Raw genomic sequence first — 20,122 nt, 5'->3', positions numbered from 1 at the left:
CTTGTATTTTTTAGCCTATATATTCAAAAAAAATATGACCTTTGCCGCATCGGCAGACAAATCAGAGACAAAGAAAAAAATGGTTTCAAGAATAATATTTTGCCACTTGTCTGCGATAATAGAGATATAATTGTCAACTTAATTAAAAATACTAACAAAAAACAAAGTTATGTACGGTAAACTGAAAGATTTCCTTACTCAGGAATTGGCAAACATCAAAGCTGCCGGATTGTATAAGAACGAGCGTATCATCACCACTCCTCAAAGAGCCGACATCAAAGTAAACGCAGGAAGCGACGTTTTGAACTTCTGCGCAAACAACTATCTGGGCCTGTCTGACAACCAACGTCTGATCAAGGCTGCCAAAGAAGCTATGGACACACACGGATACGGCATGTCATCCGTACGTTTCATCTGTGGGACACAGGATCTGCACAAACAACTGGAAGCCGCTATCTCCGACTATTTCAAAACCGAAGATACGATCCTGTACGCTGCATGTTTCGATGCCAACGGCGGTCTGTTCGAACCGTTGTTCACTGAAGAAGATGCGATCATCTCCGATGCTTTAAACCATGCCTCCATTATTGACGGCGTACGTCTTTGCAAGGCAAAACGCTACCGTTATGCCAATGCAGACATGGCCGACCTGGAACGTTGCCTGCAAGAAGCCCAGGCACAACGTCATCGCATCATCGCAACAGACGGTGTGTTCTCTATGGACGGAAACGTGGCCCCGATGGACAAAATCTGTGAACTGGCAGAAAAATACGACGCATTGGTAATGGTTGACGAATCCCACTCTGCCGGTGTAGTAGGCCCGACAGGACACGGTGTGGCTGAACAATATAATGTATACGGAAGAGTCGATATCTTCACAGGTACGTTAGGTAAAGCATTCGGTGGCGCCATGGGCGGATTCACAACCGGAAAGAAAGAAATCATCGACATGCTGCGTCAGCGCTCCCGTCCTTATCTGTTCTCTAACTCTGTCGCTCCCGCTATCGTAGGCGCCAGCCTGGAAATGTTCAAGATGCTGAAAGAAAGCGATGCTTTGCATACGAAACTGATGAACAACGTCAGCTACTTCCGTGAAAAGATGTTAGCAGCCGGTTTCGACATCAAGCCGACTCAGTCCGCAATCTGCGCCGTTATGCTGTATGATGCTAAATTATCCCAGGATTTCGCAGCCAAGATGCAGGAAGAAGGCATTTATGTTACCGGCTTCTACTACCCGGTAGTGCCGAAAGGCCAGGCCCGCATCCGCGTACAGTTGTCCGCAGGCCACGAAACGGAACATCTGGATAAAGCAATCGCTGCATTTATCAAAGTTGGAAAAGAACTGAACGTAATAAAATAAAACATACGATTTTTCATTATTCACGTGTTTTTCAAGGCTTGATTCTGCCGCTAACCCTTAGGCAGCAATCAAGCCTTTTTTTATCAAACAGGTTGTCTTTCGGGATAAAAAAATTATCTTTGCCCTTTTACAAGTAAAAATTTATGCAACTCAGTAACTACCATAGCCATTGTACATTCTGTGACGGTCGGAGCACGCCGGAAGACTTCATTAAATTCGCTGTTGCGCACGGGTTCCGCGCCTACGGTTTTTCATCCCATTCACCACTGCCGTTCGAAACATTCTGGAACATGTCTAAAGACGATATGCCCGAATATCTGACAGAAATAGAACGACTGAAAAAGAAATACAGTGACCGGTTGGAAATATACGTAGGACTGGAAATCGATTTCTTAGACGAGAGCTACAACGCGTCCATCCCCTACTTCCGCAATCTGCCGCTCGATTACCGTATCGGTTCCATCCACTTTCTTCCGATCGCACAGCCGCTTGCGGAAGAGAATATGGTGTGTATCGACGGTCCTTTCCGGGAGTACCAGAAGTCTGTCGACGCCTACTACGACGGAGATATCCGCAAGCTGGTCGCCCACTATTTCAGTTCCACACGGCGAATGATCGAGGCAGGCGGAATCGACATTGTCGGGCACATGGACAAGATATACATGAACGGGCACAAATGCGAAGGCTTCGACCTGCAAGCGGACTGGTATCAAAAACCATTCAACGACTGTCTGCACCTGATCGCCGAAAAGGGACTGATGGTCGAAGTCAACACGAAAAACCTCGTGAAGAAACAGGAGGTCTACCCGCATACCGACTATCTGCACCGCTTACGTGAGCTGGATATTCCGGTGATGGTAAACTCAGACTGCCACTATCCCGACCTGGTGAACGACGGACGTGCGGAAGCATTCGAACTGCTGAAAAAGGCCGGGTTCAAATCCACCCGCGAACTGATCGGCGGACAGTGGCAGGATGTGGCGATCTGACGCATTTGTAACGCTATTGTAATACGTATTTCATTTCATCGAAATACAGAAATACGTCCTTTGCAGAAATAAATTATATTTGTAATAAAAAAGAGACAAAGATTATGGATATGCCGAAGATTCTTGTAGTGGACGATGAAGAGGATTTATGCGAAATCCTCAAGTTCAATCTTGAGATAGAAGGGTATGAAGTAGACACGGCTTTCAGTGCCGAGGAAGCGTTGAAGATGGATATAGCCTCCTACCAACTGCTGCTTTTAGATGTCATGATGGGTGAAATATCCGGATTCAAGATGGCCAGCATCCTCAAGAAAGAAGAAAAGACGGCCGATATCCCCATCATCTTCCTGACAGCCAAGGACACTGAAAACGATATGCTGACAGGCTTCAACTTGGGAGCCGACGACTACATATCCAAGCCTTTCTCCATCCGTCAGGTGGTGGCACGTGTGAAAGCCGTGCTGCGCCGCACATCAGACAAGGAGAAAGTGCCGGAAAACGAATGCCTCAAATATGAAACTCTCTCACTCGACACGAAGCGCATAAAAGCCTCCGTAGACGGACAGGAAGTCCCGCTCACCAAAAAGGAATTCGAGATACTGAAACTCCTTCTTGAAAACAAAGGAAACGTGTTCTCGCGCGAGGAGATCCTTTCCCGGATATGGAAAGACGAAGTATATGTGCTCGACCGCACCATCGATGTAAACATCACCCGCCTGCGCAAAAAGATCGGGCCATACGGCAAAAACATCGTGACGCGGCTCGGCTTCGGATACTGCTTTGAAAATTAAAAATTGAGAATTAAAAATTAAAAAATAAACGAACGGGCACTTATTCTTACATTCCAAGATGATTTCTTACTTCTTAATTTTTAATTTTTACTTCTTACTTCTTAATTCTTAATTTACCCCATGGTCAAGATAGAATCAACGACAAACAGCAGAATACCTTTCAGCCAGCGACTTTTCTGGTCGATATTCGCCATGTTCCTGGGGTTCACGGCTTGCTTCCTGTTGTTCCAGTATCAGCGGGAACGGGAGTTTGCCCAAGAGAAGTTGAACAACGTGTTGGGGAATTACAACTACCAGTTGTTCCGCCGCACGCAACAGACTGAGGATATCAACCAGGTGGTTCACCAGTTTATCGACGACATCCCCCAAAAGGATCTTCGCGTGACCATTATCGATCCGGCAGGGAAAGTGTTGTTCGACAATAGCGGTGCCGAGGAATTCAACAACCATAACGACCGCAGCGAGGTACGCAAGGCACGCCTCTACAATGAAGGGTTCGCCATCCGTTCGTCCAACTCGACCGGTAAACGCTATTTCTACACGGCGACGAATATCGGCGGGTATATCTACCGCTCCGCCCTCCCCTGGGACCCTTACACACAGCGCGTACTGACGATCGACAAGGATTTCATCTATTTTATGGCGTTGATGACGCTGATATTTTTCTTCGTCCTCTCCCGCTTCACGTTCAGCATCGGGCGGACGATCTCGAAGCTGCGCGACTTCGCCCTGAACGTGGAGAAAGACCGCATACCGGAGAACGAATATGTCTTTCCCAACGACGAGCTTGGAGACATATCGAAGAATATCGTCGGGCTTTACCACCGCCAGCAGAAGGCCAAGGACGAGCTTTCGATGGAACGCGAGAAGCTGATCAAGCATTTCCAGTACGCAAAAGAAGGTTTCGCCATGTTCACACCGGAAGGCAGGGAGATATTGTCCAATATCCTGTTCGTACAGTTCGCGAACCTGATTTCCGACATGCAGATACGACAGTCGGAAGACGCGGTCGACATTCCGGAACTGGAACCGATCCATCTGTTCCTCTCCAAAAACATCCCGAACACGAACCGCAAGCGGAAAGTGTTGCGCGAATCGGTCACGGTGGACAAGAACGGAAAGATTTTCCTGATCGAATGCATTCTGTTCCTCGACAACAGCTATGAGATATCTATCAACGACATCTCCCGCCAGGAAGAAGAGAGTCGGATGAAACGGCAGCTGACGCAGAACGTGGCGCACGAGCTGAAAACTCCTGTCAGCAGTATCCAGGGTTATCTCGAAACGATCATCAGCAATCCGCAGCTGCCGGACGACAAACGCCAGTTCTTCCTCGAACGCTGCTACTCGCAAAGCACGAGGCTGACGGGGCTGCTGCGCGACATTTCGGTATTGAACCGGCTGGACGAAGCTTCCGAAATGTTCGAGCTGTCGGAAGTGAACATCCAAAAACTGGTCGGCGAGATCGAGAAGGAATGTTCGAAGGAGATGGAAGAAAAGAAGATCACGACAGAGGTCGCTCTTCCGGGCAACCCTACGATCTATGGCAATTATTCGCTGCTCTACTCGATCTTCCGCAACCTCTACGACAACGCGATCGCGTATGCGGGCGAAGGCATCCATATCACGGTGAGTTGCTACAAGGAGGATCCGAAATTCTACTACTTCAGTTTCTCGGACAATGGCGTCGGCGTCTCGGAAGAACACGTGAACCGCATTTTCGAACGCTTCTACCGCGTCGACAAGGGCCGCAGCCGCAAGGTGGGCGGGACCGGTCTGGGACTCTCCATCGTCAAGAACGGCGTAAACTTCCACAAAGGACAGATCTCAGCCAAGAGCGGACTGGGCAAGGGGATGACATTCTTCTTCACACTCAAGAAAAAGATTTGATTCTGTGACTTTTCTCTTGAAAGAAAAGTCACTACTCCTTCACGCTATCTGTATTTGTTCTATTCTGCCCAATAAGACACAAAAATTACACCACAACGCATAATCAATTGGATAACAGAACAATAATCAAGCAACAACCAACACCCTCTGTCCAAATTTTAGACAGGAGTGTCCAATATTTTGACAGTTTCGCGTCGCCTTCCTCCCGGCAATTCCAACATTTTTCAATATCTGTTGAAAATTAAAGGATAAAATAATTGTTTCCTGCCCGATTTAAGGTATATTTGTCAGCGATGTGATGCCCGATAATAAAGATACGGAAAAAAACATCCCGGCGGGGTTCCCGACAGCATGAAAACAAAGAAAAACACGTTGACGGGGTTCCCGACAGCATGAAAACAAAGAAAAACACGTTGACGGGGCTCCCGACAGCATGAAAACAAAGAAAAACACGTTGACGGGACTCCCGACAGCATGAAAACAAAGAAAAACACGTTGACGGGACTCCCGACAGCATGAAAACAAAGAAAAACACGTTGGCGGGACCCCCGACAGCACAAAAACAAAGAAAAACACGTTGGCGGGGCTCCCGACAGCATAAAAACAAAGAAAAACACGTTGACGGGACTCCCGACAGCATGAAAACAAAGAAAAACACGTTGACGGGACTCCCGACAGCATGAAAACAGAAGAATAATATTTAAACGATGTACCATGTCTGAAATTAAAGGTTTTGATTTATCCCGTCTTACCCAAGACGAAAATTTTGGCTTCCACAGTTTCGCGATCGTGGAGTTTGAGAAATGCAAAGACTCCAAAATCACAGAGTTCGTAAACAACTACAAAGTTAAATACAACGTATTTGACGGTTCCATGAAAGTCAGCGGCGGCGAAAACGTCCTCTCCTATGATGTCACCCGCCTCGACAAGGTCCGTGACGATGCCTACAGAGGATTAAAACGCCAGAACAATGTCGCGATGAATGATTTCGATCCGGTGATCGCCGAGATCGCCCGCCAAATCGATATCATCCTGCGCCGCAACGGCGATCCCTGCTCACTGCCTTACCTGGCTGAAAACAGTGCTGTGATAAACCTGATCCAGGATTTGGAAGAATTTGACAACCACTCGGAAGAAGAAGAACGCCCCGGCGAACTGTCCGATCCGACCAACTCGCCGTTGGACGGTGTTTCGCTGGAAGACGTCACGAACCGTCTCCAGATGGCCGGCCTCGAAAGATGGGTGATGCGATTGAAGGAAGCGAATGAGAAATTCATCTCCTTCTTCACCAACCGCAACAGCCAGCAGGCTACCATCGTCACCGGCGCGACCAAAGCGGCCCGCCAGGAAACCGATGCCGCCTACCGCGCTGTCGTCAAACGCCTCAACGCGCTGGCCGAAGTGAACGGCGAGACGGACTATCTGGAGATCATCAATAACATCAACCGTCTCATCGACCGCCAGAAAGCCATCCTCGCCACCCGCAAAACCATCAACGCCAAAAGAGCCACCCAAAAGCCGGAAGGCGGCGGCAAGCCGGGGGAGGAAAGACCGGGGGAACTGTAAACAATTGTCAATTGTTTTTCACGCTTTCTACCGGATTTGCATTCGCCGCCTTCCAACTTTGGAAGAATACCGCCAGGAAGGAGATCAGGAGGCAGAAAAGACCAGCAACGATGAAAATCAGCGGGCTAAGCGCGATCCGGTAGCTATAGTCCGCCAGCCATTGCTTCATGAAATACCAGCTCAACGGCGTCGCGATCACGAACGCAATCCCGACATATGTCAGGAACGTACCGACGAGGCGCACCAAGATTCCCCGGTTGTCCGAACCGAACACCTTGCGGATCGCTACCTCCTGCGAACGTTGCAGGATGAAATAGGTCGACATCGCAAGCAAACCCAACAGCGAGATCAGGATCGCAATGCAGGCGAAGATCACCACGATCTTGGCCAGACGAATCTGCGATTCGAAATGCGTACGGATGCCCTGGTCGATAAACTGTCCCTCGAAAGGAACACCCGACACCTCCTCGAAGACTTTGCGCACGGACTCGTATGCCTCGACGGGATCACCCTGCACCTCGACCACGTAGCTCCACGGCCACCAGCCTGATTCCATATTCCGGAAACGGAACATTACCGGCGAATTTTCCTGCGTAATGTCCCTCAACTGGAAATCACGGATCACCCCTAAGACGGGTGTCACATCTTCGCCCCACCTGAAAGAAGGGGCATCTTCCGACAATTCCATCTGTTTAAAAGCCAGCTCGTTCAAATACCACCCCCCATCGGCGTTGGCCACCCGGTTGTCCGACTTGATCTCGAAACCGAAAATGCGGAAAGCGGCGCTGTCGACCTGTATCTGCTGGAAGCTGAGCGATTTGTCCTCGTAAGTTCCACTCATATTGTTCGTCCCGCTCGAAGGTGTTCCGTTGCTATGGCCGACAGCCTTGACCATCGGAAGCTGGCGCAACATATCTTCCGCCCGTTCCATCTCGCTTTTGGAACGGAAAATGTTATACGATTCGATTATGTTCGTCGTGTTGTAGCCCAACGGCGCGTGGATCAGATGGTCGATCTGGAGATACATCGTCAGCGAGGCGGCGATCATGGCGATCGTGATCACATTCTGGAACGTGATGAAGACCTTGCTGAACACCATCTTCGTCTGCCGGCGGAACGTCCCGCGTACCACGTCGATCGGTTTGGCCGATGAGATCATCAATGCCGGAAGCACCCCCGACAAAGCTCCCGTCAACACGATAAACAGGAGGATCGCCCCTATCCAAAGCGGTGTCGCCAGCACATCGAACGTCAAGCGCACCTGCAACAAGTCATTGGCATACGGCAGTGCCGCCTTGGCAAACATCAGCCCGATGGCAAACGAAACGACTGTCAGGAAAGTAGCCTCCAACATCAACCGCAGGAACAGTTCCACACGCGAAGACCCCAAGAGGCGGCGTGTCGCCATCTCCTTCGCCCGCTGGCCGGCCTGTGCCACCGTCAGGTTTATATAGTTGATGATCGCGAAAATCAGGATCAGAATGCCGACGGACATCAAGACCAACGAAAAGCGCTTGTCGCCTTGGTTCAAGCTATGCGACGCCGTATTTCCGAAATAGATATCCGAAAGTGGAACAACGCGTGCTTCCTTCACGAAATCATACCGGTAAATCCAATACCGCTCTTTGAAAAAGCTCTGTATCTCATCCGTCCGCCCCTTCAAGTCCATCCCCGGCTTCAGCAACAGGAACGAGACGCACGAGCCGGCGTTACCCGGATTCGTCTTCGACAGTGATTGGTTGAACTCCGTCACCCGCTCGATACGCACCAACAGGTCCGCATTCGGAATCACCGAACGGTTGATGTCTTCCATGACACCGGTAACCATGACACTCGTCGAGTCGCTGATGCGCAAGCTCTTCCCGATCGGATCGTCATTACCGAATATCTTACGGGCAAAGCTTTCCGAAACGACCGCGCTATAAGGATCTTCCAAAAGCCGGTCGCGGTCGCCATCGAGTATCTTGAACGAAAAGAGGCCGAAAAACGTCGAATCCGCATATACGAGATCGGCAGTCAACTTCTTGTCTCCATAAAAAATTTGTTTACTCTTCCCTTGATCCGTGATGACCGGACAGACTTTCTCGATCTCCGGATACCGCTCTTCCAGCCAATAGGAAACCGGGACGGCCGATTCCAGGAAATCTTCATTGCCGACGGCGACGATTCGGTCGTAATTCGCCTGCTGTTTGTCGATATTCAATTCCCGTTCCACATACACCGCAATCAGGATCACGAACATCAGCGAAACAGACAGCCCGAAGACGTCGATCGCCGTGTACCCCTTGTTCCGGCTCAGGAATTTCAGAAAAGATTTTATATTCAACAGATTATTCATAGTGTATTCCATTTATAATTCATAACCCCAAACTCATATCTCACAAAGAACATATCCGACTTTCCCAAGCCGGATATGATCACAAAACAATTAGAATGTGTCTATGTTCTATTTTACAAAAATTAAATGAATTCGTTTACGGACGACACGATACTTCCGTCGAACAGGTTGATCACCCGGTGGGCGAAGCTCGCATCGTGTTTGGAGTGTGTCACCATAACAATGGTGGTTCCTTCTTTGTTCAGTTCGGTCAAGAGCTGCATCACTTCGGCTCCGTTTTTGGAGTCCAGGTTACCGGTCGGCTCATCGGCAAGGATGATTTTCGGATTCGAAACAACGGCACGGGCGATGGCGACACGCTGCTGCTGACCTCCGGAAAGCTGCTGTGGAAAGTGGTTGGCTCGGTGGCTGATGTTCATGCGCTTCAAGATGTCATTGACCATCTGCTTGCGCTCGCTTGCCTTTACTTTGAGATAGGTAAGCGGCAACTCCACGTTTTCAAAGACATTCAGTTCGTCGATCAGATTGAAACTCTGGAACACGAAACCGATATTTCCTTTACGCACCTGCGTACGTTCTTTTTCTTTCAAGTGTCCGACTTCCCTGTCCGCCAGGTAATAGTCGCCCGATGTCGGGTTGTCCAACAGGCCCAGGATATTCAGCAAGGTGGACTTGCCACAGCCGGAAGGGCCCATGATTGCCACAAACTCACCATCCTTCACTTCCATCGACACGCCGTTCAACGCGATCGTTTCCACCTCTTCCGTACGGAAAAACTTACTTAATCCTTCAATTTTAATCATGACTGTATCTGTTTTTTTATTATTGCTTCTTCTTGCCTATCTATAGGCAAACAGCGTGCCAAAGTACATAAACCATTTATTTACAACCCTATAATAATTTCAATATTTTCCGCGAGTGTCTAATTTTTGGACAGTGGTGTAAAGATATTAGACACTCGCCGGGAAAACGAGATCCCGGATTATTCCGATTTCAAGCTATCGACCGGATCTTCGTTCGCGACATCCCAGATGCGGTACACGATACATATCAAGACCACCAGGCAGACAAACAATGCCCCTGCCAAGAAGATCCACGCACTAAGAGGTATCTTTTCCACAAACTGCCGTTGCCAGTGTTCCGCGACAAAATAAGATATGCCGCATCCTAATAAAATCGCAGGGAGGGCGATACGAAGGACGTCTTTCAAGAATATCCGTAGAATATCCTTCATCGTAGCCCCGTTCACTTTGCGGATGGCCAATTCCTTGCGGCGTCGGTTCACTTCGTCGTTCGTATAGCCGATCAATCCGATCAGGGAGATTATCAGCGTTATTAATCCCCCGATCATCACTTCGTCGCGGAACTTCCGGGAACTGCTGTACAGGTCGACCATCTGAACGGAATAAACCGTCAGTTTCGGCTCTTGGTCCGGCATCAGCTCTTTCAATCTCTCATTTACTTTTCCGACTGCATCAGGAGTCATCCGGTGGAATTTCACCAACAAATGGGCAGAAGGACGTTGACGGTAGAACAAGACGGAAGGACGTGCATCCATATCGATGAGCGAACCCATGATATAATTCTCATATACCCCGCAAATCGTATAATACTTCGAGCCATACCGATCATGTTCCGATATATAAATGGATTTACCGACTGCACCGTCCGGCCAGTCCACGAATTCTTTCATCTTCTCCACAAAAGCACGGTTCACCATCACTTCGTCCGAAACCGGGATATTCTCGGTGAACGAGCGGCCTTCTATCACCGGTATTTCCATTAAGTCAAGGAATCCGTTGCTCACCCAATACTGGTCTGCAATATTAAAAAGTTCCTTTTCCGACTCCGGTAAAGCGATATTATTGCCCGACATCGACCCAAAAGGCAACGAATAGGAAGTCGACACCGCTTCTACTTCCGGCAGGCGCATCACTTCATCCAGCACCTTATAACGAGTCGTGGAATCGATCGCCGAAATACTGCAATAGGCCAGCCGGTCATACGAATAACCCGGATCACTGTTCACCATATACGCATGTTGTCTGCCGACAATCAATAACAGGGTCACCAGCAAACCCGCCGCAATAAACTGGAGGAAAAGCAGACAGAGTTTCCAGACACGGCGACTTTCACGGAAATTACGGAACGCGGCAGCCACCGGAATACGGGCGAACAAACAGCCCGGAACCAAGCCGGTCACCAGAAACACAATCACGCAAACCCCCAGTAGTACCAAAGCCCCTTTGGATAATAACAACGTTTCGACCGAAACATCCAATAAATCATAAATGATATCCCGACAAAGAAAAATCAGGAAAATACTCACCATGATCGAACAGACCATGTGTACCAGCGTTTCCGACAAAACCATGCTATGGATATTCGTTTCCGAAGCCCCGTACGACTTATGCACGGCTACTTCTTTCGTCCGGTTGACGATCGAAGAAATGGTAATGAGAATATAGTTCATGATAGCCGTGAACAAAAGGGCAAAGGCCAGAATCCCCAACATCATAACCATGTTTTTTACCTCTCCCGCTTTGCTATGCAAGTCGAGCAAGGGCCTAAGCGTATAAGTCAGTTCGTAGCCCGACTTTCTCAAAGCTTCCTGATCGTGGTGCCGGAGCGTCATATCATGAATAGCCGGAGTCAGGCTATCAGGCGTGACTCCCGGTGACAGACGCACATAACCGGCATAACGGTCGTTACCCAACCAGTTGTTCAAACTCTCCGGATCCATGCCGGACATGGCAACCAACATATCGTAACGCAAGCTGGCATTCTGGGGCAGATCCTCGAATACACCTCCGATCGTCACCTCCAAACCGGGATTCTCATCGGGGATGATCGTCAAGCCTTCCACTTTTTCGATACCTCCCATCTTTTCCGCCAACGAACGGGATATCATAGCATACCACGGTTTGGCCAACACCACTTTCGGATTACCGGACAGGATCGGCACAGGGAAGATATCGAACACATTACTGTCGGCCATCATGATATAACGGGCGGAATAACGTTGTTTGTCAGGTGTCGTGAACAGGGTATTATCTCCACCGATATAGGTAAGCCGGGTAGCGTCTTCCACGCCCGGAATCTCACTCCGCATAGCGGGAGCTACAGCACCGCTTACCTGATAATAGTCTTCCTCTTTCCCGTTCATGCTATAATTCTCATAGATCCGGTAAATCCGGTCCGCATCCGGATAGAAGGTATCGTAAGATTGTTCAAAATAGATCTTCGCAATCATGACCAACGCAACAGACAACCCCACACTCAGCGAGATGATCTTCATTACATTATGACGTCCTTTTTTGAACAATGAGCGTATGGCAATATTCAAGTTTCTCATATCTATCGTGTTTATCTGCTTTTCCTACTATCGTTACTCTGATTTCAAACTATCAACCGGATTAGAATTCGAAACGGCCCATGCACGGTACAGGACACAAGCAATGATCAAAACATAGACCATCATCGCTCCGGCCAGGAAGATAAAAAATCCGATGGGCGCCTTTTCCGTAAATTTCTCCAACCATCCCGTACCGGAATAATAAGCGACAGTCATACCGATCACGATAGCGGGAATCGCAATATAGGAAATGTCTTTCGAAATCATCTTCAAGATACTCCATGCCGTCGCCCCGTTCACCTTACGGATCGCAATTTCGCGTCCACGACGGTTCGTTTCGTCACTGGTATATCCCAGCAGACCGATCAATGCAATAATCAAGGTCACGATTCCCCCGATCATAACCGAGTCGCGGAACGTGCGGGAATCCTTATACAGGTCTATCATATCCATATAATAAGCCGTCACTGTAACATTTCGGTCGGGCATTACATCTTCCAGCACCTTTTGTGCCTTTTTTATATTCTCCGGTGACATCTCATGGAATTTGATCAGGATCATCGGTGCATATCTATCATAGAACAGGGCGGTCGGACGTGTATCCGGATTACCGGTACTGCCAATACAAACATCTTCATACACACCGCAGATGGTAAACGGTTCTCCATTCTGGCTATGTTCCGTAATTATAATGTTCTTGCCAATCGCACTCCCGGTCCAACCAGCCACCTGTTCCATCTTTTCGACAAAAGAACGGCTGACCATCACTTTGTTCGAAGCCGAACCGTCAGAACGGAACACCTCTCCTTCAATAACCGGAATCTCCATCAAGGAAAAGAAATCATCTTTCACCCAGTACATATCGGCAATATTAAACAGTTCGCGGTCATCTCCAGGAAGTGAAACATTATTTCCCGACATCCCTGAAATCGGCAGGTCATAGCAGGCAGAAACTTTGTCAACTTCGGGTATCTTGCGCAATTCCTCGATTGCCGTATTACGGACGGATTCTTCCACACCCTGTGTCGAGCAATAAGCCAACTTCTCATAGGCATATCCGGGATCGACATTTACCATATAGTCATACTGCTTATTGATAACCGACAATAATGCCACCAGATAGGCTGTTGCCAAAAACTGTATGAACAGCAGGCAAAGTTTCCAGTACCTGCGGGATTCTTTAAAATTACGGAATGCGGCAGCCACCGGAATACGCAGGAACATATAGGTCGGGATCAAACCGGTAATGAAAAAAATCACGATGCAAACTCCTATCAGTATCACAATAGTCTGTGTCGAGAACAATGCTCCCAACGTTGCCCCTAACAATTCTTCCGTTTTCGTACGGAACAGAACGATCAGAAAAGCGGCAAGCAACAAAGAAATCAGCATATGCAAACACGTCTCCGACATGATCATACCGAACAGGTTCTTATCTGAAGCCCCATAACATTTATGAACAGCCACCTCTTTGGTCCGGTTGATCAACGTGGAAATCACGATAAGCACATAATTCATCGCAGCCGTAAAGATGAGCACAAAAGCCAGAAAGCCCAACAGGGAATTCATGCTCTTCACCTCATCACTGTTACTGTGCATGTCCATCAACGGAACCAGGCTATAAGTCAAATCAATTCCCGCTTTTTTCACCTCTTCCAGATCGCAATGCCGTCCTTGCATCTCACGAATGGCAGTCGTCAGGCTTTCCGGATCAGTGCCGGGATAAAGTTTTACATACCCCAGATAACGGTCATTCCCCAGCCAATTTTCACGACTCCACTTGCTCATACCTTCCAAAGATGCAACAATCTCAAAACGCAAGTGGGAATTTTCAGGTACATCTTCAAACACACCTCCTATCGTATAGGTTTGTCCTGGACTGGATTCAAATTCAAATTCCTTGTTCACTGCCTGTTCTGCACCTCCCAACAGTTTGGCAATGCGATTCGAGATCATCACATATCCCGGACGGGACAAAGTCTCTTTCGGATCACCGATCAGGATAGGACGCGGCAACAGATCGAAAACATTCGTATCGCCCATCACGACATAACGGGCGGAATAACGGTTTCCATCCTGTGTCTTGAACAACTCCTTGTCACCCCCGATATAGGTCAAACGAGTTGCTTTTTCAACCTCCGGTATCTCGACTTGCATAGCTGTAGCCACGCCTCCGCTCACCTGCCCGTAGGACTTATATTCACCATCCCGGATGATGTTTTCGTGCAACCGATAAATACGGTCGCTGTCCGGATAAAACTTATCAAACGAACGTTCAAAACACACTTTCGATATCAGGACAAGTCCCATCGCCAGTCCGACTCCCAGAGATAAAATCTTTATCCCATTACTTCTTCCTTTCTTAAAAAGCGAACGTAATGCTATGTTCAAGTTTTTCATATCGCGTATTTATTATATTCCGTCCATTAAAATTCAAAAAGCGTGCCAAAAGAGTCAACGAGCTAAAATACAAACAGATAAAAGCACAATCATTTTTTTAAGTGTCCAATTATTTGACAATGGTGTACAATAATTAGACACTCCTGATGGGTAAAACATCGAAACTAGTTCACGGAAATGCAATTGACGTCCCACAAGGATATTTCATATATTTTGTACTTTTGCAAACATGAAACGGAATATACTCGCTCTTTATCTGATCAAACTATCCAAATGGTTCACATTGGTTATGCCTATCATCGTGCTTTTTTACGAAAAACACGGATTAGGATTGCAGGATGTGTTTATCCTGAAGAGTATCTATTCGATAGCAGCCGTTGCCTTGGAGATCCCTTCAGGCTATCTGGCTGATGTTTGGGGACGCCGCAAATGTCTGATATTAGGATGTATCCTTTTCTTCTTCGGATATCTATGCTATTCGTTCACCTCGACATTCACGGCTTTTCTTTTCGCTGAAATCTTGTTGGGGACAGGACAGACATTGGTAAATGGTGCAGATTCCGCTCTGTTATACGATACTACCGCCCAATACAAGAAAGAAAATTTATACTTACGATATGAAGGACGGATCACGATGATCGGCAACTTCGCTGAAGCGCTGGCAGGTATCTTTGGTGGTTTATTGGCGACTTATTCCCTTCGTCTTCCTTTTTATGCGCAGGCTGTGATTGCATTTACAGGTATTCCGGCAGCATTCGCGCTTAAGGAGGTCAACCGTTCCAATAAAATACAGAATCCGGTAAACGAGATTGTCCGGATCATCAGATATTCGCTGGTAACGAACAAGCAACTTTGCTACAATATCATGTATTCAGGTATAATCGGGGCAGCGACTCTCACGATGGCTTGGTTCGTACAACCGGTTTTAATGTATCTGAAAACTCCCGTTTCCTGGTATGGCGTTATTTGGACGGTACTGAATCTGACGGTCGGCTTCGCCGCTCTCTGGTCCGACCGGGTGGACAACTACTTCGGTCCGCGTAAGATGGGAATCCTGATCCTCGTTTTTATAGTCGGCGGATATGTCTCCCTGGCTTTCAACCTTACGTACGCCGGCCTTGCCATCTTGTTCGTCTTTTATATCTTCCGCGGTTTTGCCACCCCCATCCTCAAAGGATACATCAACCAAATGACTTTTTCCGACATGAGAGCGACAGTGCTTTCCATCCGCAACTTCATAATCCGCCTGATGTTCGCCGCTATCGCCCCCTTTATCGGTTGGCTGAATGACATGTATTCGCTCCAGGTTGCCCTACTCGTTTCAGCTGGGATCATATTGCTGCCGGGAGGGATATTTCTGGGGCTTCAGTTCAGAAAAGAAACAAGTTAAAAAGGGACATTGCACAAATTGCTGATCTTATCTACATTCTTGATATAGGAATTATGCTCCCACAGACGCCCGGCACAATATTGATCGAAAGTATCCTGCAATGATTTCTCATCATCAAGGCTATTCACCAGTTCCGGTATCAAGATCTCGGCAAAAACAAAAATGCCTTTTTCCGGTACAAGGACAAGATTGCTCTTGGGTTGTATAGACATTGATTTTTCAAGCATATCGAGTGGGACAATGCGGTAACGCTTTTCACCTTCCTTATCCGAAATCAATAACAGATAATCAGTACTACGAGCCGGAGAAATAAATAGTATATCATCAATCGAACCGGCAAAAGCAAAAAGCATATTCGGTTGTGACATTCCCTTTTTCAGATTGGACAGGCCTACTTCGCCATTCTTAAAAACCGTAACCAGCAAATCTTCCTTGTCTTCCGGGTTATAAGAGAAAATAACACTTCCCCCTTCTCCTCCCCACTTTCCGATCTTGGGACTTACGGAATAGGCTATTTTGCCATTTTTAAACAAGGAGACAAAGACATGGTTGGGCGTGTATCCCAGGTCATGCTTCTTTTGCAAAGGATTGCAACGCAGAGCTGATGTCCGGATTCCTAAATTAATTTGAGTGTTTGCATTTTTAATGCGCAAAGCCTTTTCCTGGACATTTTCTTCGTTTACGGACAAAACCGGAGCAACCGCTTCCACCTCTTGAACCGCTGTCATTTCAGGGACTACAGAACGTTTATCAAAAATATATTCATTCCGTTCTGCACTAAAATACGCAGGAAACTCCGGCATCTTAGGAACAGAATCCAGCTTTTGCCGATGGCGCAACTTGACAAAATCCGCCACGTTGCCAACCGGTTTGATCAGATTGGAACTGGCAGAACGCGTATATACTTCACCTTTCACCTCTACCACTTCATTGATTGGCGCTACTCGAAACGCCAAAACCAGACGTCCGTCTTCATATTCATACAAACGGCAACGTATATACGCCTGATAACGATCCCGATCTTCTTTTTTACCTAATAGCCTGATCACATTTTGATTGACAGAACGAAGGTAAACATCGCTGTCATTATGAGCAAACCTTAACTCCTGGTCCAATCCGGTCAGATATCCCTTATCATTGACTCCGATATAAAGTGTTCCCCCTTCCGTATTCATGAACGATGCAATCACACGAGCCAGGACAAGGCTCTGCTCCTCTGTCGCGTTTTTGTCGGCATGGATAAATGCAGATGTCTTAAATTCTTTTTCTACTCCTTCATGGCCGAAAAATACGGGTATGTACACTCTAGTTTTTTTCTCCCAGACTTTACAACCAAGCAAAACATTAATATTCTCGCAAATCAGTTCCTGCAGGTCATCATCCTTTTCTTTCAGATAGGACATGATATTAAAATAGCGTGCCAGCTCAGCTACCGTACGGTTTTTATTTTGCATAAACGATTGCAAATCGGACTGGACGGAAGTCAGGGGACGGGAGTCGAACCAAGTCTGTAATACTCGTATAACCTGTTTGTTATTACGCAAACGCAAGCTGTACCGGTCCATATCTAACGCTTCCATACGATCCGACAATCCCTTAAAAGTTTGCCGGCATTCAACTCCCTCTCTGTTTTTCAATAATTCGGAGTCCAGGGAATTAACCCAATAGATATAGTCGGAACAAAGCCCGTAATAATCAGCCAATTCTTTGTTCCCCACAAAACGGCACAAAAATATCAGGACATTATAAGCATTGAAGCATCCACATATATCTTCGCTGTCGCCTATCAACGAATCTACACAATAAATGAGTTCCTTCAACTGGCTCACCGTTATCCTATCCGACTCGTCATATAAATCGGGAGTTACTGTTTTACTTTCACTTTCAGGCATCTCATCAGTCTGAGCCGATTCATCAAGAGCACTCTCCGGAACTTCAAGATTTAGGCTTTGGAAAGCGACGAAGAAAGGATTGTTTTTTTCTTTCAAACGTTGCAACTCTTCCTTGTCTTTATTGACTTTCAGCACTTCTTTCGTCATGAAGAAAAAGAAACTGCGCAAATTTTCCAATACATTATTATAAAAACCTTTTTCGTCTGGAAATGGGATATGGGACAGCACTTTGATCGTATTTTTCAATTTGTCCGCCGATAAACCTCCATATTCCACCTTATAGAAGTTACCGGCCTTATACTTCTTATGGGGATTAGTCGTTGTTGCCGTCATGCCGGTAGAAAGCAACCACCAGACTTTGCCTTCTGCAATATCGATCACTTTCCCGATTACATTTTTCTTCCTGACGCAATCCGGATACATATATTCATTGAAATCCCGTATCAGGGAAAGCTTGACTTCACTTCCTTCCACGCTCTTTACTTTCGCACGGAATATCTCGTTGACAGCAAACATATCCATAAAACCAGGGATGATATAATAGCATGAATTTATGTAAGCGAATGGCAAACAGGCCTTCATTCCCCGGTATGGGGCATCTATAATTTCCATCTTCAGAGACATGTCTTCCTTGTCGATATGCAGGATCCGGACCTTGACCCGTTGATCCGGACGCAGAAAATGGTCTGTCTCCACCTCTTCCTCTTCCATCTCGATCTCTGGTATCTCAATCTCTTTCTCATCTGATCCGGTATCCACAAAAGCCGGAGAAGACATTGGTTGCGACAAAGGATAATCTTCCGCTACCAGATTCCAATATGAACGGAAATCACGGATACTCTTACAAGCATCAAAATTCAAAGATAACCGGCTAAAAGAAGCAACAAACAAACGGTTTTTCAACACAGTAGCCCGGTCTTTACGCCCTTTCCACGAGTTACATCCCAATTCAACCAATGGGCTCAACGTAAATCCATCGTTATCAAGGGTGATCATATTTTTTTCATTTCGACATTGCCTCCACTTTTTACTATCTTCCTGGAAAAGACATGCTTTATCATCTGCCTGTATCATGATGAGACGTTCCAAGATCTTTATCTCATCAAAATGTTGGAGATGCTCCCACTGGATACGGTCACCCAATGTATTCTCGCCAGTGAGCAAAGTATATGACTTATTTTTCAGCAGTTCACTATACGGTGATGGTATACGGGAAAGATAACGGCATATACGGGCAGCAATCAGTGAAAGGTCATCCTCCTTTTGCCGACATTGTCCGCAGATCAAGAAGACAAAAGTATGCAAACGGACCGACTCGGTTATCAGAGGATGAAGCGTGTCCCAATCATCGGAGAACCAATATTCAGATACCTTATCATCCATCTCCTTTGCTTTCCGTTTCAATACGCCGGAAAAATCACTGCATTCCTCTTCTGTCATCAGACCATTGGTAATCAGCCTGCAAACGATATCGATCAGTACCGGAAGATTCTGGGAAAAACCAGTCAAATCGTATGACAGCAGATAATATATTTTTAGGATCTCGTCATGTACATGCCAAATGTTTCCACTCTGTTCCAACTTACGCAAAACAGCCTTCAGATATTCATTCGTCTTTCCTTCCGACAAGCAACGGCAAACTTTCAGTTTCAAAGAAAGACGATCCATCCTGTCAAACAATTCGGTTCTTTTTTCATCCGCCCTCCTCTGGTATACTGTTTGCAAATAGTCCGATTCCTCTCCCATCCACCGGCAAAGGTCGAAGGCCTTCTCTAAAGCTTTAGCGGCATCCTTTCCATCCAAGGCCAGGCAATCTCCATGTTTTTCCTGAAAAGCAGCCAATGCCTCGATCCATCCAATCTCCTGATTCCGATACAGGAAACGAGCTTTTTTCAATAATACATCTGAAGTAGGATAATGCGAGACTTTATTCTCCACCAGCAACTTCATATCAACATCACAGGATTGAAATACAAAAGCATATTTTTCCACAATACTATCAGATAAGTTTTTTCCTGTTGTCGACATTTCTTTATCAAGGACAGGTACATCATTCATCATAGTTATAATATTAAAAATAAGATTATTAATTCAACAATTACCCTCTAAAAATTATATATATGAGCCCGAAAGTACTCATTTAATTCCAAG

11 protein-coding genes are annotated in these 20,122 nt (G+C 46.8%); 6 read left to right on the top strand and 5 right to left on the bottom strand.

The window, feature by feature from the left end:
• Positions 1 to 169: 169 nt before the first annotated feature.
• The 5 genes from kbl to NQ542_RS02860 all read left to right on the top strand — a co-directional run bounded on the left by kbl (position 170) and on the right by NQ542_RS02860 (position 6,596).
• On the top strand, positions 170 to 1,360 hold the full coding sequence (gene kbl / locus NQ542_RS02880) for a glycine C-acetyltransferase (protein WP_005638878.1): 1,191 nt from the start codon (positions 170 to 172) through the stop codon (positions 1,358 to 1,360).
• 143 nt (positions 1,361 to 1,503) lie between these two features.
• Positions 1,504 to 2,349: a histidinol-phosphatase gene (locus NQ542_RS02875; protein ID WP_005650269.1), complete on the top strand. Its 846-nt coding sequence runs from the start codon at positions 1,504 to 1,506 to the stop codon at positions 2,347 to 2,349.
• A 104-nt stretch (positions 2,350 to 2,453) separates the two neighbouring features.
• Positions 2,454 to 3,140 (top strand): response regulator transcription factor, encoded by a 687-nt coding sequence (locus tag NQ542_RS02870; protein WP_005638875.1) that lies wholly within the window; start codon positions 2,454 to 2,456, stop codon positions 3,138 to 3,140.
• A 120-nt stretch (positions 3,141 to 3,260) separates the two neighbouring features.
• Positions 3,261 to 5,030, top strand: coding sequence for a sensor histidine kinase (locus tag NQ542_RS02865; RefSeq protein ID WP_005638874.1), 1,770 nt, complete (start codon positions 3,261 to 3,263; stop codon positions 5,028 to 5,030).
• Between the two features lie 714 nt (positions 5,031 to 5,744).
• Positions 5,745 to 6,596, top strand: a complete 852-nt coding sequence (locus NQ542_RS02860) for a DUF6261 family protein (RefSeq protein WP_005638869.1) — start codon at positions 5,745 to 5,747, stop codon at positions 6,594 to 6,596.
• A gap of 7 nt (positions 6,597 to 6,603) precedes the next feature.
• Here the strand turns inward: NQ542_RS02860 and NQ542_RS02855 are convergent, their stop codons facing one another.
• The 4 genes from NQ542_RS02855 to NQ542_RS02840 form a co-directional block, all read right to left on the bottom strand.
• Positions 6,604 to 8,934 (bottom strand): ABC transporter permease, encoded by a 2,331-nt coding sequence (locus NQ542_RS02855; protein WP_005650272.1) that lies wholly within the window; start codon positions 8,932 to 8,934, stop codon positions 6,604 to 6,606.
• Between the two features lie 122 nt (positions 8,935 to 9,056).
• The gene (locus tag NQ542_RS02850; protein WP_005638867.1) at positions 9,057 to 9,737 is read right to left on the bottom strand and encodes an ABC transporter ATP-binding protein; all 681 of its coding nucleotides are present in this window, start codon (positions 9,735 to 9,737) and stop codon (positions 9,057 to 9,059) included.
• Positions 9,738 to 9,916: 179 nt separating this feature from the next.
• Positions 9,917 to 12,289 (bottom strand): FtsX-like permease family protein, encoded by a 2,373-nt coding sequence (locus NQ542_RS02845; RefSeq protein WP_005642505.1) that lies wholly within the window; start codon positions 12,287 to 12,289, stop codon positions 9,917 to 9,919.
• Between the two features lie 33 nt (positions 12,290 to 12,322).
• Entirely contained in the window at positions 12,323 to 14,689 is a 2,367-nt protein-coding gene (locus NQ542_RS02840) for an ABC transporter permease (protein WP_005635854.1), read from the bottom strand.
• 229 nt (positions 14,690 to 14,918) lie between these two features.
• Here NQ542_RS02840 and NQ542_RS02835 point away from each other — a divergent pair, with 229 nt between their 5' ends.
• On the top strand, positions 14,919 to 16,079 hold the full coding sequence (locus NQ542_RS02835; protein WP_005635852.1) for an MFS transporter: 1,161 nt from the start codon (positions 14,919 to 14,921) through the stop codon (positions 16,077 to 16,079).
• On the opposite strand, the gene NQ542_RS02830 is transcribed toward NQ542_RS02835, so the two are convergent.
• Complete coding sequence (locus tag NQ542_RS02830; RefSeq protein ID WP_005635850.1) at positions 16,076 to 20,032, bottom strand: AlbA family DNA-binding domain-containing protein; 3,957 nt, start codon at positions 20,030 to 20,032, stop codon at positions 16,076 to 16,078. The genes NQ542_RS02835 and NQ542_RS02830 overlap by 4 nt on opposite strands.
• Between the last annotated feature and the right edge of the window lie 90 nt (positions 20,033 to 20,122).

Source organism: Parabacteroides merdae ATCC 43184, from assembly GCF_025151215.1.
Taxonomy (GTDB): domain Bacteria; phylum Bacteroidota; class Bacteroidia; order Bacteroidales; family Tannerellaceae; genus Parabacteroides; species Parabacteroides merdae.
Note: the sequence above shows the minus strand (reverse complement) of the source record. Positions and strands in the feature narration are given on the sequence as shown.

Coding starts and splice junctions, on each gene's coding strand:
- kbl (WP_005638878.1), top strand. CDS start 170: ATGTACGGTAAACTGAAAGATTTCCTTACTCAGGAATTGGCAAACATC.
- NQ542_RS02875 (WP_005650269.1), top strand. CDS start 1,504: ATGCAACTCAGTAACTACCATAGCCATTGTACATTCTGTGACGGTCGG.
- NQ542_RS02870 (WP_005638875.1), top strand. CDS start 2,454: ATGGATATGCCGAAGATTCTTGTAGTGGACGATGAAGAGGATTTATGC.
- NQ542_RS02865 (WP_005638874.1), top strand. CDS start 3,261: ATGGTCAAGATAGAATCAACGACAAACAGCAGAATACCTTTCAGCCAG.
- NQ542_RS02860 (WP_005638869.1), top strand. CDS start 5,745: ATGTCTGAAATTAAAGGTTTTGATTTATCCCGTCTTACCCAAGACGAA.
- NQ542_RS02855 (WP_005650272.1), bottom strand. CDS start 8,934: ATGAATAATCTGTTGAATATAAAATCTTTTCTGAAATTCCTGAGCCGG.
- NQ542_RS02850 (WP_005638867.1), bottom strand. CDS start 9,737: ATGATTAAAATTGAAGGATTAAGTAAGTTTTTCCGTACGGAAGAGGTG.
- NQ542_RS02845 (WP_005642505.1), bottom strand. CDS start 12,289: ATGAGAAACTTGAATATTGCCATACGCTCATTGTTCAAAAAAGGACGT.
- NQ542_RS02840 (WP_005635854.1), bottom strand. CDS start 14,689: ATGAAAAACTTGAACATAGCATTACGTTCGCTTTTTAAGAAAGGAAGA.
- NQ542_RS02835 (WP_005635852.1), top strand. CDS start 14,919: ATGAAACGGAATATACTCGCTCTTTATCTGATCAAACTATCCAAATGG.
- NQ542_RS02830 (WP_005635850.1), bottom strand. CDS start 20,032: ATGATGAATGATGTACCTGTCCTTGATAAAGAAATGTCGACAACAGGA.